Here is a 14,044-nt window from a genome sequence, read left to right on the forward strand (position 1 = left end):
GCCGCCGCCATCGCCGCCCACGCAGGATGGTGTCGGTTACAAAAATATTTTTGGTCATTGTTCTATTCCACCCAGGCCTGCGTGGGCGGCGATGGCGGCGGCGATGGCCAGGGCCAGCTCTTCGGGTTTGCGCTTGATCGAGTAGTTGGTCAGTTCAGGATGGCTTTCAACGAAGCTGGTATTGAACTGGCCGCTACGGAATTCCGGGTTGCGCAGGATTTCCTGATAGTACGCGGCAGTGGTCTTCACGCCTTGCAGACGCATGTCGTCGAGTGCGCGCAGGCCACGGTCCATCGCCTCTTCCCAGGTCAGTGCCCACACAACCAGCTTCAGGCACATGGAGTCGTAGTAAGGCGGAATGGTGTAGCCGGTGTAGATCGCCGTGTCGGTACGCACGCCCGGGCCACCCGGGGCGTAGTAACGAGTGATCTTGCCGAAGCTCGGCAGGAAGTTGTTTTTCGGGTCTTCGGCGTTGATGCGAAACTGCAACGCAAAACCACGGTGCTGAATGTCTTCCTGCTTCACCGACAGCGGCAGGCCGGAAGCGATGCGAATCTGCTCACGGACGATGTCGATCCCGGTGATTTCTTCGGTGATGGTGTGCTCCACCTGCACCCGGGTGTTCATCTCCATGAAGTACACCTCGCCCTCGGCGAGCAGAAACTCCACGGTGCCAGCATTCTCATAGCCCACAGCCTTGGCCGCACGCACCGACAGGTCGCCGATGTAGGCGCGCTGTTCCGGGGTCAGTTGCGGGCTCGGGGCGATTTCGATCAGCTTCTGGTTGCGGCGCTGGATCGAGCAGTCACGCTCGAACAGGTGCACCACGTTGCCAAAGCTGTCGCCGAGGATCTGCGCTTCGATGTGCTTGGGATTGACGATGCATTTTTCCAGGAACACTTGCGCCGAACCGAAGGCCTTGGTGGCTTCGGAGATAACGCGAGGGAAGTTCTGTTCGAGTTCTTCGCGGCTGTTGCAGCGCCGGATACCGCGGCCACCGCCACCGGAAGTGGCTTTGAGCATTACCGGGTAGCCGATGCGGTCGCCTTCAGTGAGGGCTTCTTCAATACCCGATACGTTGCCTTCGGTGCCTGGGGTGACCGGTACGCCGGCCTTGATCATGCTGCGGCGCGCTTCGGTCTTGTCGCCCATGCGGCGGATGACTTCTGCCGAGGGGCCAATGAATTTAATACCGCGTTCGGCGCAGATGTCTGCCAGTTCAGCGTTTTCCGAAAGGAAACCGTAACCGGGGTGCAGTGCATCGCAACCGGTTTCAACCGCCAGGTTCACCAGTTTGCGCGGGTTCAGATAACCGGCCAGTGGCTCGGCACCGATGCTGTAGGCCTCGTCCGCACGCTTCACATGCAAGGCATGGCGGTCGGCGTCGGAAAAAATCGCAACCGAGCGAATGCCCATTTCGGCGCAGGCTCGCACGATTCGTACGGCAATCTCACCACGGTTGGCGATCAGGATCTTTGTTATCACTTGGAGGTTCCCTTGAGCCGGTGGCACCACGACCTGCTAGACCCAGGTCGACGCGTGACCAAATGTTTCAATTTAGTCGCGACTCCACACTAGCGCTCGAAAGGAATTAACAAAAATGAATAAAAATTGGGTCAGGCATAAGCAAAGACTTATAGTTGAAACACTCGCCAGCCTTCAGAGCCTGTAAAAAATGCGTAAGTCCCTGATGCGTATGACATTGCGTCAATTGCAGATCTTCAACGAAGTGTGTGATTTGCGCTCCTACAGCCGCGCGGCGGATGAAATGTCTCTCACGCAACCGGCCGTCAGCCTTCAGATTCGTCAGCTCGAGGAGCTGATCGGGCAGCCATTATTCGATTACGTCGGCAAAAAACTCTACATGACCGAAGCCGCCGAAGCTCTGCAGCGCGCCAGCCGGGACATTTTCGGGCGCCTGGAAAACCTCGATATGCAGCTGTCGGACATGCAGGGTTCACTGCAAGGCCAACTGAAACTGGCCGTGGAATCCAGCGCCAAGTATTTCGTACCGCACCTGTTCGCCGCCTTCAAGCGTCAGCACCCGGAGGTGAACCTGCAACTGACCGTGGTCAACCGTGGCCAGGTCATTCGGCGCCTCTCGGATAACCGTGACGACCTGGTGATCATGTCGATGGTGCCTCAGGACATGGGCCTGGAGTTCCTGCCATTCCTCAACAACCCGATTGTTGCCGTGGCCCGCCCGGATCATCCGCTGGCGCACTTGGGGACGTTGCGCTTGCAGGATCTGGAGCCTTACACCTTGCTGATCCGCGAACCGGGCTCAGGTACACGACTGGCCTGCGAGGAATACTTCAAAGAGAAACGCGTGCACTTCACCCAGACTCAGGAAGTGGCCTCGGCCGAAGCTCAGCGCGAATGCGTGGTGGCGGGCCTGGGCGTGGCGCTGTTGACGCGCCACGCCCTGAACCTGGAGCTGGCGACCGGTGGCCTGGTCGAGCTGCCGGTCGAAGAGTTGCCACTGTTTCGCAGTTGGTGCCTGGTGCAAGCCAAAGCCAAACGGCTGTCACCGGTGGCACACGCCTTCCTGGCGTTTATCCGCAGCGAACGGGCACAGATCAGCGCGCTGGTTGAACGCTTCGACGGGAAGCTGCCGGTGCCGCGTGCCAGTAGTTGAGTTTGCCTTCCTCGGGAAAATCTCCGATCTGGGCCTGAAGCTGGCGGAGTTCGAAGCGATCTTCGATGGCACGGCGAAATTCCATGCGGCGCTGATCTTCCTGCTGACGACGGGTTTTCGCTGCGCTGTTGCGTTCTTCGTAGGGCTGAGCCATTTCGAGTCTCCCAAGGCGAGTACGGGAGTTTCACGATAGGCGCGGGGGATGACGGTTTGGCTTCGCGGGGATGACAGTGCGATGAAAGTTTCGCAGGGCGAGGGTGTTTTAGGGAATGCCTTCGCGAGCAAGCCCGCTCCCACAGTGGATCTGCCGCGGACACACCTCTTGTGTCCTGGGGATCAAATGTGGGCGCGACCTTGCTTTAGTCGTCTAAGGCTTTCACAGCTTTTGGTGAGAGCCGCAAGCTGCGCAGGCTGCGCTTCACGCTCTTGAGGTGGTTGACCAGACTCGGCCCCCGCGCCATGGCCACGCCCATCGCCAAGACGTCGATGACCACCAGATGCGCAATGCGCGAAGTCAGCGGCGTATAGATTTCGGTGTCTTCATGCACATCGATCGCCAGATTGACCGTGGACAATTCAGCCAACGGCGTCTGGCTCGGGCACAACGTGATCAGTGACGCGCCGCTCTCGCGCACCAGGTTGGCAGTAATCAGCAAATCCTTCGAACGCCCGGACTGGGAAATGCAGATCGCCACGTCGGTCGGCTTCAACGTCACCGCCGACATCGCCTGCATGTGCGGGTCGGAATACGCCGCCGCCGTCAGCAGCAAGCGGAAGAACTTGTGCTGCGCGTCCGCCGCCACGGCGCCCGATGCGCCAAAGCCATAGAACTCGACGCGCTGGGCCTGGGACATCAGCGTCACTGCGCGCTGCAGTTCCACCGGATCGAGCTTCTCGCGAACCTCCATCAGGGTGTGCAACGTCGTGTCGAAAATCTTCAGGCTGTAATCGGCGACCGAGTCGTCCTCATGGATCGCGAACTGGCCGAAACTGGCACCGGCGGCCAGGCTCTGCGCCAGTTTGAGTTTCAGATCCTGAAATCCGGAGCAACCGATGGCACGGCAAAAACGCACGATGGTTGGCTCGCTGATGCCGACGCTGTGGGCCAGGTCGGCCATGGAACTGTGCATCACCGCCGCAGGGTCAAGCAGCACGTGGTCGGCGACCTTGAGCTCCGACTTGCGTAACAGGTGACGTGATTGGGCGATGTGTTGCAGCAGATTCACGGGGCTGGACTCTTCTTATGGTCGGGGATGTAGCAAGCTTGTAGTTATACTACATGAATCGGCTTTTTGCCTGCTCAATGCGTAACTCCATGCCCCCATATCAGGCGCGATGGCATACATGTAGCCCTTAAAACGTATTGTCCTGTTCGCGCAAAAGCCCGGCCAGATCGGCAGCTTCCACCGGTCGACTGATCAGATAACCCTGCACTTCATCGCAACGCTCGGCACGCAAAAATTCCAGTTGCTCCTGCCGCTCGACCCCCTCGGCCACCACTTTCAGCGACAACCCATGGGCCATGGCGATGATCGCCCGGGTGATCGCCGCGTCTTCACTGCCCTCCCCCAAACCCCGGATAAACGCCTGATCGATCTTCACGTAATCCACCGGGATGCGCTTGAGGTAACTGAGCGACGAATAGCCTGTGCCGAAATCATCAATCGCCAGTTTCACCCCCAGATCGCGCAGTTGCTGGAAGGTCGCGATGATGTGTTCGACGCTGTCGAGCAACTGGCTCTCGGTCAGTTCCAGTTCGAGGTAGTGCGGCGCCAGCCCGGTTTCTTCCAGCACCTGGCGCACCAGACTGACCAGTTTGCCTTGGCGCAACTGGTGCACCGACAGGTTCACCGAAACACGGATCGGCGCCAGCCCCTGACGCTGCCATTCGCACGCCTGCCAGCAGGCCTGGCGCAGCACGAATTCGCCGATTGGCCCGATCAGTCCGGTTTCTTCGGCCAGACCGATGAAATCCCCCGGCGGCACTCGGCCCATGGTTGGATGATCCCAGCGCACCAGCGCTTCCGCCGCATTCAGGCGCCCGGTCTCCAGGCACAGCTTGGGCTGGTAGAACACCTTCAACTGCTGCTCTTCGATGGCTTTGCGCAACTGGTTTTCCAGTTGCAAGCGCTCAAGGGTGCTGGCCTGCAAGCTGTCGGTATAAAACTGGAAGTTGTTGCCGCCCAAATGTTTGGCATGTTGCATGGCCATGTTCGACTGACTGAGCAGCGCGGAAATCTCCCGCGCATTGTCCGGCAACATGCTGATGCCCATCGATGCACTGACCACCAACTCATGGCCTTCGACCGTCAGCGGCAGGCGCAGTTTGGCCGCCAATCGCGTGGCCACTCGGGCCAGACTCGACAGGTTGCCGTAGGCATCGAAGAGCACCGCAAATTCGTCGCCGGACAACCGGGCAATGGTGTCGGCTTCCGGTAAGGCATTAACCAACCGTCGCGCCATTTTTTGCAACAACTGGTCAGCGATTTCGTGACCCAGACTGTCATTGAGCAGTTTGAAGCGATCCAGATTGATGTGCAGCAGCGCCAGACTGCGTCGCCCGCCCTGCCGCACCCGTTGATGCGCTTCGTGCAGGCGTTCGCGGAACAGCGAGCGGTTGGCCAGGCCTGTGAGTTCGTCGTAATGGGCCAGATAACGCATGCGCTCTTCGGATTCGCGCCGTGCTGACAGATCGGCGAAAAAGCCCACGATATGGCTGACATTTCCCCGACTATCGCGCACCGCGTTAAGTTGTAGCCACTGCGGATACAGCTCACCGTTCTTGCGGGTCTCCACCAGTTCGCCCTGCCAACTGCCGTGCTGTTCCAGCGCATGGCGGATCGCAACGTAATGGCGGCGGGCATCGCGGCTGCACGGCAACTCGACGACGTTACGCCCCAGCATGTCGTCGATGTCGTACCCCGTGACCCGACTGAAGGCCTGATTGATCGCGATCAGCGCGTAGTTCGGATCGAGAATCACGATGCCTTCGCTGGCCGCTTCAAACACGGTCGCCGCCAGTCGCTGCTGTTCTTCAAGGTGTTTACTGGCGCTGATGTCGCGGCGCGTGCCGAGCATGCGGATCACCCGCCCGCTCTCGCTGCGCTCAACGGCGCGACCACGGTCCTCGATCCACACCCAGTGGCCGTCGCCGTGACGCACGCGGTATTCGATCTGGTAGTCCTCAGTGCGGCCCTTCAAATGCTCGATCAGCGCGTGTTTGAGCGCCGGCAGGTCTTGCGGGTGCAGCCGCGGCTTGAGGTCGCGCAGGATCGCTGTGACGTATTCCGGGGCGAGGCCGAACAGCTCCTGAATCTGCGTGTGATGGACTTCGTCGGTTTGCAGATTCCAGTCCCACAGCCCCAACTCACTGGCTTTCAACGCCAGTGCCAGGCGCGCCTCGCTTTTGCTCAACGCCTGGTTAGCGGCGTCCAGTTCACGACTGCGCTGGGCGACGCGGTCTTCCAGTTCGACCTGCGCTTCGCGCAATTGGCCCTCGGCACAGCGACGGTGCTCGATTTCCCTGGCCAGCTCCTGATTGAGTTGCTCGCTGCGCGACTGCGTCTGTTGCAGGTGTTCGATCAGGTGCTGATTCTGGAAGCGTCGCAGCAAACCGCGATCGATCAGACGATTGACCTGCCACGCCACCACGCTCAGCGAACCCAGCAGGATCAGCCCCAGCCAACCCCAGCCGCGCGCCTGCTCATCGCCGCCCCAGAACAGAAAACCGATCGCCGGCAGCAGGCACGGCAAGGTAAAGGACAAGAACGCCGGCAGGCTCACGGCATAGGCAACACTGGCCGAGAGGGTCGCGGCGCCGATCAGGCCGAACACCCAGGCTTGCTGCATGAAATTGTCGGCCGGCACCAGAGCGATGCCAGCCCCGGCCAGGGTCAGGCCGGTCATGGTCGAGCCGATCAGGAACATCCGGAACCAGATCGGCTGGGCTTGACGATGGGGAATCGCCGAATCGAACGCGGCCACCTGAATCACCCGTAATGCGACCAGCAACAGCAACCACACCAGCCAGACGCTGACCACGAAGTAACGCTGCGGGCTCCAGAGCAAACCGGCGCAGACCAGACCATTGATCAACATGAACAGCGTGGGCAATAAAGAGCCCTGATACAGCAGGCGTGTGCGCTCGACCGCCATTTCGGTGGCGTAATGCCGGCGAATAACCCGGGGTTCCACAGAGGGGCCCGACAGTTCGGAGCTGAGGGTCATGGGCAACGTTCTTGTTCTTATAAGGAGGGCGTGCGCCCGAAACGTGGACGGAGCATACACAAGCCGATCCTGTTGCCAAACTGCTCCAGATCATAATTTCACGGAAACTTTTCGCCCCCTCGCCACTGAAAAAACCCGCAAAGCGAGGCGGGCTGACGCCTGTAGGCAGTGACCGACCGGTCGTCACTGGCAGGACTTTCATCGGCTAATGCAAAGCTCGGTTTGCCCGGGCCTGCGGCGCACCCTAGAATGCCCCGATGCGCGATGATCTCTCCCTTCTGCTGAACTCCCTCAACGATGCCCAACGCCAGGCCGTAGCGGCCCCCGTTGGCCGTCAGTTGGTCCTGGCCGGTGCTGGCTCCGGTAAAACCCGAGTGCTGGTGCACCGTATCGCCTGGTTGATCCAGGTCGAAAACGCCTCGCCCCACTCCATTTTGTCGGTGACCTTCACCAACAAGGCCGCTGCCGAGATGCGTCATCGCATCGAGCAGTTGCTGGGTATCAACCCGGCGGGCATGTGGGTCGGCACCTTCCATGGCCTGGCGCACCGCTTGCTGCGGGCGCACTGGCAGGAAGCGGGTTTGAGCCAGACTTTCCAGATTCTCGACAGCGACGATCAGCAGCGGCTGGTCAAGCGAGTGATTCGCGAGCTGGGTCTGGACGAACAACGCTGGCCGGCCCGTCAGGCCCAGTGGTTCATCAATGGGCAGAAAGACGAAGGTCTGCGTCCCAAACACATTCAGGCCAGCGGCGATCTGTACCTGGCAACCATGCGCAGCATCTATGAGGCCTACGAAGCGGCTTGCCTGCGTGCCGGCGTCATCGACTTCTCTGAGCTGCTGCTGCGCGCGCTCGACCTGTGGCGCGATCATCCGGGCCTGTTGGCGCATTATCAGAAGCGTTTCCGGCACATTCTGGTGGACGAATTCCAGGACACCAACGCCGTGCAGTACGCCTGGTTGCGTCTGCTGGGCAAGGGCGGCGACAGCCTGATGGTGGTTGGCGATGACGACCAGTCGATCTACGGCTGGCGCGGCGCGAAAATCGAAAACATTCATCAGTACTCCTCCGACTTCCCGGATTCGGTGACCATTCGCCTGGAGCAGAACTACCGCTCCACCGCCGGCATCCTAAAGGCCGCCAACGCCCTGATCGCCAACAACACCGGACGCCTGGGTAAAGAGCTGTGGACCGACGGCGGCGATGGCGAAGCGATCAATCTGTACGCCGCGTTCAATGAACACGACGAAGCACGCTACGTTGTCGAAACCATCGAAAGTGCGCTGAAAACCGGCCTGGCACGCAGCGATATCGCGATTCTGTACCGCTCCAATGCCCAATCGCGCGTTCTGGAAGAAGCCTTGCTGCGCGAACGCATTCCGTATCGCATTTACGGCGGCCAGCGCTTCTTCGAGCGGGCGGAAATCAAAAACGCCATGGCCTATCTGCGCTTGCTGGAAGGTCGCGGCAACGATGCGGCACTGGAGCGGGTGATCAACGTCCCGGCCCGCGGCATCGGCGAGAAAACCGTCGAAGCAATCCGCGAGCATGCGCGCCACAGCGATGTGTCGATGTGGGAAGCCATGCGCCAACTGGTCGCCAATAAAGGCCTGACCGGTCGGGCGGCTGGCGCGTTGGGGGCGTTTATCGAGCTGATCGAGAACCTCGCCGCCAAATGCATGGAGATGCCGCTGCATCTGATGACGCAGACCGTCATCGAGCAATCCGGCCTCATCGCGTATCACGAAGCGGAAAAAGGCGAGAAAGGCCAGGCCCGGGTGGAAAACCTTGAAGAACTGGTCAGCGCTGCACGCAACTTCGAGACCACCGAAGAAGACGAAGAACTGTCACCACTGGCGGCATTCCTCGGCCACGCTTCGCTAGAGGCCGGCGACACTCAGGCCGATGAGCATGAAGACAGCATTCAGTTGATGACCCTGCACAGCGCCAAAGGCCTGGAATTCCCTTACGTGTTCCTGGTGGGTATGGAAGAAGGCCTGTTCCCGCACAAGATGAGCCTGGAAGAACCGGGACGCCTTGAGGAAGAACGGCGTCTGGCCTATGTCGGTATCACCCGGGCGATGCAGAATCTGGTGATGACCTATGCTGAAACCCGACGCCTATACGGCAGCGAAACCTACAACAAGGTGTCGCGTTTCGTACGAGAAGTGCCGAAGGGTCTGATTCAGGAAGTGCGCTTGTCGAACAGCGTCAGCCGACCATTTGGCGGCAACCAGTCGATGAGTGGCAGCAACCTGTTCAGCGGCAGCGAAATTCCGGAAACCGGCTTCAGCCTCGGCCAGACCGTGCGTCACTCGATCTTTGGCGACGGGGTGATCCTGAATTTCGAAGGCGCCGGTGCTCAGGCCAGGGTGCAGGTGAATTTCGGCGAAGGCAGCAAGTGGCTGATGTTGGGCTACGCGAAGCTCGAAGCCATATAAGCCTTACGGCGTCCCTGAGGGAGCGGGCTTGCTCGCGAAAGCGGTCTTTCATTCAACACTGCGTTGGCTGACACGCCCTGATCGCGAGCAAGCTCGCTCCCCACAGGGGCTGGCGCTAATCATCGGGATAGCCACATGGGCTCAGGCTTCTTTTCCTCCTGGACATTCTGGGCACTGCTCTCGGCCACTTTTGCCGCGTTGACGGCGATCTTCGCTAAAGTCGGCATCGAAAACGTCAATTCCGACTTCGCCACCCTCCTGCGCACCATCGTGGTACTGGTCAGCCTGGCCTTGATTTTGTACGCCACGGGCCAATATCAGTCATTGGGATCAATATCCGCCAAGAGCTATCTGTTCCTGCTGTTATCCGGCCTGGGCACCGGCGCGTCTTGGCTGTGCTATTTCCGGGCGCTAAAGGTCGGCCCGGCCTCGCTGGTGGCTCCAGTCGACAAGCTCAGCGTGGTGCTGGTGGCAGTGCTCGGCGTGATCCTGCTGGGCGAGAAACTCGACCTGCGTCAATGGGGTGGAGTCGGTCTGATTACGGCCGGTGTGGTGATGCTGGCGTTTCGTCGCTGAGCAAATTTCTCACTGAACCCATCCCGATTTCCTACAGACAAAAGTACATAGCCTTATTGCCTGGACCAAGCTGAACGTAACCTGTCAGGCAAAAGCCCGAAACACTCTCTCGCTAGCCAGTAACACTTCAGCTGTGCAACATGGCGCGCGTGTCTCCACAAACGGGTATTCCCTTTATGAAACGTTTTCTTAGCATCGCCATGGCGTTGTGCATCGGCCTGACGATGAGCCTCGACGCCAACGCCAAGCGCTTTGGTGGTGGCAAAAGCGCCGGCGCTGCGCCGACGCACCAGACCAGCCAGATGGCTCCCTCTTCCTCAGGCATGGGCGGCGCTGCGGCGACTGCCGGTGCCGCTGGCGCCGCTGCCAAGGCCGGCGGTGCTTCGCGCTGGCTCGGCCCTCTGGCCGGCATCGCCGCCGGTGGCCTGCTCGCGTCCATGTTCATGGGCGGCGGCTTCCAGGGCATGCAGATCTTCGACATCCTGATCATGGGCTTGATCGCGTTCGTGATCTTCCGTTTCATCGCCGCTCGTCGCCGCAAGCAGCAAGAGCAATTCGCTCCGGCCGGCGCGCCGATGCAGCGTGAAACGTTCGAGCAAAAGCCTGCGGCCATGGGTTCGATCTTCGGTGGTTCGGCTGCACCGGCTGCCGCCCGTCCGGTAATCAACGCGCCGGCCTGGTTCAACGAACAGAACTTCCTTGAAGCTGCGCGCAGCCACTTCCAGTCGCTGCAGCAGCACTGGGATGCCAACGAAATGGACAAGATCGCCGAGTTCGTGACCCCGCAAATGCTCGAGTTCCTCAAGCGTGAGCGTGCGGATCTGGGCGACGCGTTCCAGTCGACCTACATCGACAACCTCCAGGTGCAACTGGACGGCGTCGATGACCGTGCCGACAAGACTATCGCCACCCTGACTTTCAGCGGTGTGTCGAAGACTTCGCGTTTCGACCAGGGCGAAGTGTTCAGCGAAAGCTGGAACATGGAACGTCCGCAGGGCGACAACCAGCCTTGGCTGGTCGCCGGTATCCGCCAGAACGGCTGATACCCTCTGCGTCAAGCATGCGCTTATGAAAACCCTGGACTCGTCCGGGGTTTTTCTATTTCACGGTTGCATCTATAGCGAGCTACTGTATAAACCGGCCCATATAAACCGCGCCATTCAAGCAAGAGGATCCCGGACGTGGAAGAAATCATCGAACAACTGCGCGAAGCCAACGAACCCGTACCGGTTCCATTGGAGTTGCCTGACGAAGATCTGCTGGTCGAAATCGAAGAACAACTGTTCATCGATATTCCGTTTGTCTTCAAAGAGTTTTTGCTGACCGTCAGCGATGTGGTTTACGGCAGCCTGGAACCCGTGACCGTGACCGACCCACAATCCCACACTTACTTGCCGGAGGTTGCCGCCAACGCCTGGGATGTCGGTGTTGATCGCAGCCGGATCCCGATCTGTCAGGACGGCGACGACTACTACTGTGTCGAGGAAGACGGCACAGTGGTGCTGTGGCAGGCCGAAGAAGAGCTGGATGCCGAAGAAACCTGGGAATCGGTGTGGCACTGGGCGCGGGACGTCTGGCTGGAAAGCTGATCGGCCAAGCGCCCCGGGTGATCAGTGCCCCGACGACTCCTTGTGATTGTCGAGGGTTTCCAGCAAGGCCACCTGCATCCGCGTGTGCACGCGGATGAACCAACGCCAGAGCAGCGCCGCCACGGCGGCCGCGACCACGGCGATCAGCACCAGCAACTTGTTGGTCGGCAAAATACTGGCCGACAAGGCTGCCAGCAGCAGAAAAATCACCAGCAGCGAGAGAATCGGGATCACTTCGCAGATCACCCGGCGCACTCGCTGCGTGTGACGCCCAGCCATCTGCGGCTTCACGCCCATCTCCGCCAGCAACATCGACAGCGCCTTGAGCTTGCGGTACGCCGCAATCAAGAACGGCAGCGACACCAGCAGCGCTCCACCCCAGATCAATGCTTTCTGCCAGCTCGGATCGCTGATCCACTCCTGCATCCAGACCGACAGACGTCCGGCAAAGAACGCCCCGCTAAAGAAGATCGCAATCACCAGCGCCAGATTGACCCCGACCTGCAACAGAATTCGCCGAATCATCGCTGCCAGCATCGCGCCCTCGCCTTGCGGCTGAATGCTGCGCAGCCATTCGCCATACATCCCGAACACTCGCGAGAGACGTTGCGGCATGGCGGCAGACAGCTTGATCGACAGCGGATCAGCGGCGCGAATCAGATAAGGCGTCAGCAGTGTAGTGATCACCGACACTGCCACGGCAACCGGATAAAGGAAGTGACTGGTCACCTGCAAGGTCATGCCCAGTGCCGCGATAATGAAGGAAAATTCGCCAATCTGTGACAGCCCCATCCCTACCCGCAGTGAGGTGCGTCCGTCATTGCCGGCGATAAAGGCGCCGAGGCCGCAGGACAGCATCTTGCCCAGCACCACGGCGACGGTGATGACCGCAATCGGCCACGCATATTGCAGCAGGATCATCGGGTCGAGCATCAGGCCGATGGCCACAAAGAAGATCGCGCTGAACAGATCACGAATCGGCTCGATCAGCCGTTCGATTTTTAGCAGTTGCCGTGACTCGGCCATGATTGCGCCGATCAGGAATGCGCCCAGCACCATGCTGTATTCGAGCTTGACGACCAGCAGGCAAAAGCCGAAACACAGGCCCAGCACGGTGATCAGCAGCATCTCGTTGCTTTCGAATTTGGCGACGTAAGCCAGCAAGCGTGGCACCAACAGAATGCCGATCACCAGCGCAACAATCATGAACAGCGACAGCTTGCCGACCGTGGAGAACACTTCGCCGGAGCTCACCGTGCCGCTGACGGCGATGCTCGACAGCAGGGCAATAATGCCGATGCCGAGGATGTCTTCGACGATCAACACACCGAAGATCAACTGCGCGAAGCGCTCGTTCTTCATTTTCAGATCATTGAGCGCCTTGACGATGATGGTGGTCGAGGAGATCGCCAGGATCGCGCCGAGAAACAGCGAGTCCATGGTGCTCCAGTCAAACCAGCGACCAATCTCATAGCCGATCCAGATCATCAGGACGATTTCGAGGAACGCCGCGATAAACGCCGTGGCGCCGACCTTGAACAGCTTGCGCAGGCTGAACTCAAGGCCCAGGCAGAACATCAGGAAAATCACCCCCAGTTCGGCGAGGGTCTTGATCGTTTCTTCGTCGTGGATGAAGCCGAACGGCGGGGTGTGTGGGCCGATGATGAAACCGGCAACGATGTAACCGAGCACCACCGGTTGCTTGAACCGGTGAAACAGGACAGTTACCACGCCTGCGACCAACATGATCACCGCCAGATCCTGAATAAAGCTGATGGCATGCATGGCGTGGGCTCCTTGATTGGCCAAGCGCGCAGTCAGACGTCAGAGAGGCCTGAGCGTGTTCGGAAAAATCCGCGTTTGTTGTGGGAACGGCCTTTTTACGCGGGTTTTTGCAGGGTAGCACCGCGACTTCGGGCGGGAAGGCAGTGCAATATATGGAAACAGAACGATCCCGGCGTGACGGCGACCTGTCGCCCGGCGTCCCGATAACGGCACTTTTGAAAAGTGACCAGGCACCCGCAGAGGTGCTTCCAGCAATCCAGCCTTGATCCGTGAGAACGTTATGGAACCCGGAAACGCCCAGCTGTCGATGACGGTACTGATGACCCCCGACATGGCCAACTTCTCAGGCAATGTCCACGGCGGCACCCTGCTCAAATACCTCGACGAAGTGGCCTACGCCTGCGCGAGCCGCTATGCCGGCCGCTATGTGGTGACCCTGTCGGTGGATCAGGTGATTTTCCGCGAGCCGATCCATGTCGGCGAACTGGTGACGTTCCTCGCCTCGGTCAACTACACCGGCAACACGTCGATGGAAGTCGGCATCAAAGTGGTGACCGAGAACATCCGCGAACGCTCGGTGCGCCACACCAACAGTTGCTTCTTCACCATGGTCGCGGTGGATGATCAGCGCAAGCCGGCGCCCGTGCCGCCACTGCAACCCCAGAACAGTGAAGACAAGCGTCGTTACATGCAGGCCCAGCAGCGCCGGCAGATTCGTCAGGAGCTGGAGAAGCGTTACCAGGACATCAAGGGCGACGCCTGATCGATCCTTTGGGACGATGTCGCTT

The 14,044-nt window shown here is 59.8% G+C and carries 11 protein-coding genes; 6 read left to right on the top strand and 5 right to left on the bottom strand.

From position 1 onward, the window contains the following. Positions 1-54: 54 nt before the first annotated feature. The gene (locus ACIOWA_RS11735; RefSeq protein ID WP_401159900.1) at positions 55-1,485 is read right to left on the bottom strand and encodes an acetyl-CoA carboxylase biotin carboxylase subunit; all 1,431 of its coding nucleotides are present in this window, start codon (positions 1,483-1,485) and stop codon (positions 55-57) included. 190 nt (positions 1,486-1,675) lie between these two features. Between ACIOWA_RS11735 and ACIOWA_RS11740 the strand changes: the two genes are divergently transcribed. Continuing rightward, on the top strand, positions 1,676-2,638 hold the full coding sequence (locus ACIOWA_RS11740) for a LysR family transcriptional regulator (RefSeq protein WP_339431486.1): 963 nt from the start codon (positions 1,676-1,678) through the stop codon (positions 2,636-2,638). Here ACIOWA_RS11740 and ACIOWA_RS11745 read toward each other — a convergent pair. From ACIOWA_RS11745 to ACIOWA_RS11755, 3 genes are all read right to left on the bottom strand, one after another. Beyond that, positions 2,580-2,792, bottom strand: a complete 213-nt coding sequence (locus ACIOWA_RS11745) for a PA3496 family putative envelope integrity protein (RefSeq protein ID WP_221731873.1) — start codon at positions 2,790-2,792, stop codon at positions 2,580-2,582. The genes ACIOWA_RS11740 and ACIOWA_RS11745 overlap by 59 nt on opposite strands. 205 nt (positions 2,793-2,997) lie before the next feature. Beyond that, the gene (gene hexR, locus ACIOWA_RS11750) at positions 2,998-3,864 is read right to left on the bottom strand and encodes a transcriptional regulator HexR (RefSeq protein WP_007962240.1); all 867 of its coding nucleotides are present in this window, start codon (positions 3,862-3,864) and stop codon (positions 2,998-3,000) included. 127 nt (positions 3,865-3,991) lie between these two features. Next, positions 3,992-6,865 carry a putative bifunctional diguanylate cyclase/phosphodiesterase gene (locus ACIOWA_RS11755; RefSeq protein ID WP_401159903.1) on the bottom strand — a complete coding sequence of 958 codons (2,874 nt, stop codon included), beginning with the start codon at positions 6,863-6,865 and terminating at the stop codon, positions 3,992-3,994. A gap of 257 nt (positions 6,866-7,122) precedes the next feature. Here ACIOWA_RS11755 and uvrD point away from each other — a divergent pair, with 257 nt between their 5' ends. The 4 genes from uvrD (at position 7,123) to ACIOWA_RS11775 (ending at position 11,471) form a co-directional block, all read left to right on the top strand. Beyond that, a complete protein-coding gene (gene uvrD, locus ACIOWA_RS11760) occupies positions 7,123-9,306 on the top strand; it encodes a DNA helicase II (RefSeq protein ID WP_339431484.1) in 2,184 nt (727 codons plus the stop codon). 135 nt (positions 9,307-9,441) lie between these two features. Next, entirely contained in the window at positions 9,442-9,882 is a 441-nt protein-coding gene (locus ACIOWA_RS11765) for an EamA family transporter (protein ID WP_339465150.1), read from the top strand. A 176-nt stretch (positions 9,883-10,058) separates the two neighbouring features. After that, on the top strand, positions 10,059-10,925 hold the full coding sequence (locus ACIOWA_RS11770) for a Tim44 domain-containing protein (protein ID WP_339431482.1): 867 nt from the start codon (positions 10,059-10,061) through the stop codon (positions 10,923-10,925). A 138-nt stretch (positions 10,926-11,063) separates the two neighbouring features. Further along, entirely contained in the window at positions 11,064-11,471 is a 408-nt protein-coding gene (locus tag ACIOWA_RS11775; protein WP_401159906.1) for an SMI1/KNR4 family protein, read from the top strand. A gap of 21 nt (positions 11,472-11,492) precedes the next feature. Here the strand turns inward: ACIOWA_RS11775 and ACIOWA_RS11780 are convergent, their stop codons facing one another. Then, a complete protein-coding gene (locus ACIOWA_RS11780) occupies positions 11,493-13,256 on the bottom strand; it encodes a cation:proton antiporter (protein ID WP_339431480.1) in 1,764 nt (587 codons plus the stop codon). Positions 13,257-13,536: 280 nt separating this feature from the next. Between ACIOWA_RS11780 and ACIOWA_RS11785 the strand changes: the two genes are divergently transcribed. Beyond that, positions 13,537-14,019 (top strand): acyl-CoA thioesterase, encoded by a 483-nt coding sequence (locus tag ACIOWA_RS11785; protein WP_007989648.1) that lies wholly within the window; start codon positions 13,537-13,539, stop codon positions 14,017-14,019. The last annotated feature ends 25 nt before the right edge of the window (positions 14,020-14,044 follow it).

The organism is Pseudomonas sp. NPDC087614 (assembly GCF_044743485.1).
Lineage (GTDB): Bacteria > Pseudomonadota > Gammaproteobacteria > Pseudomonadales > Pseudomonadaceae > Aquipseudomonas > Aquipseudomonas baetica_A.

Coding starts and splice junctions, on each gene's coding strand:
- ACIOWA_RS11740 (WP_339431486.1), top strand. CDS start 1,676: ATGCGTAAGTCCCTGATGCGTATGACATTGCGTCAATTGCAGATCTTC.
- ACIOWA_RS11745 (WP_221731873.1), bottom strand. CDS start 2,792: ATGGCTCAGCCCTACGAAGAACGCAACAGCGCAGCGAAAACCCGTCGT.
- ACIOWA_RS11755 (WP_401159903.1), bottom strand. CDS start 6,865: ATGACCCTCAGCTCCGAACTGTCGGGCCCCTCTGTGGAACCCCGGGTT.
- uvrD (WP_339431484.1), top strand. CDS start 7,123: ATGCGCGATGATCTCTCCCTTCTGCTGAACTCCCTCAACGATGCCCAA.
- ACIOWA_RS11765 (WP_339465150.1), top strand. CDS start 9,442: ATGGGCTCAGGCTTCTTTTCCTCCTGGACATTCTGGGCACTGCTCTCG.
- ACIOWA_RS11770 (WP_339431482.1), top strand. CDS start 10,059: ATGAAACGTTTTCTTAGCATCGCCATGGCGTTGTGCATCGGCCTGACG.
- ACIOWA_RS11780 (WP_339431480.1), bottom strand. CDS start 13,256: ATGCATGCCATCAGCTTTATTCAGGATCTGGCGGTGATCATGTTGGTC.
- ACIOWA_RS11785 (WP_007989648.1), top strand. CDS start 13,537: ATGGAACCCGGAAACGCCCAGCTGTCGATGACGGTACTGATGACCCCC.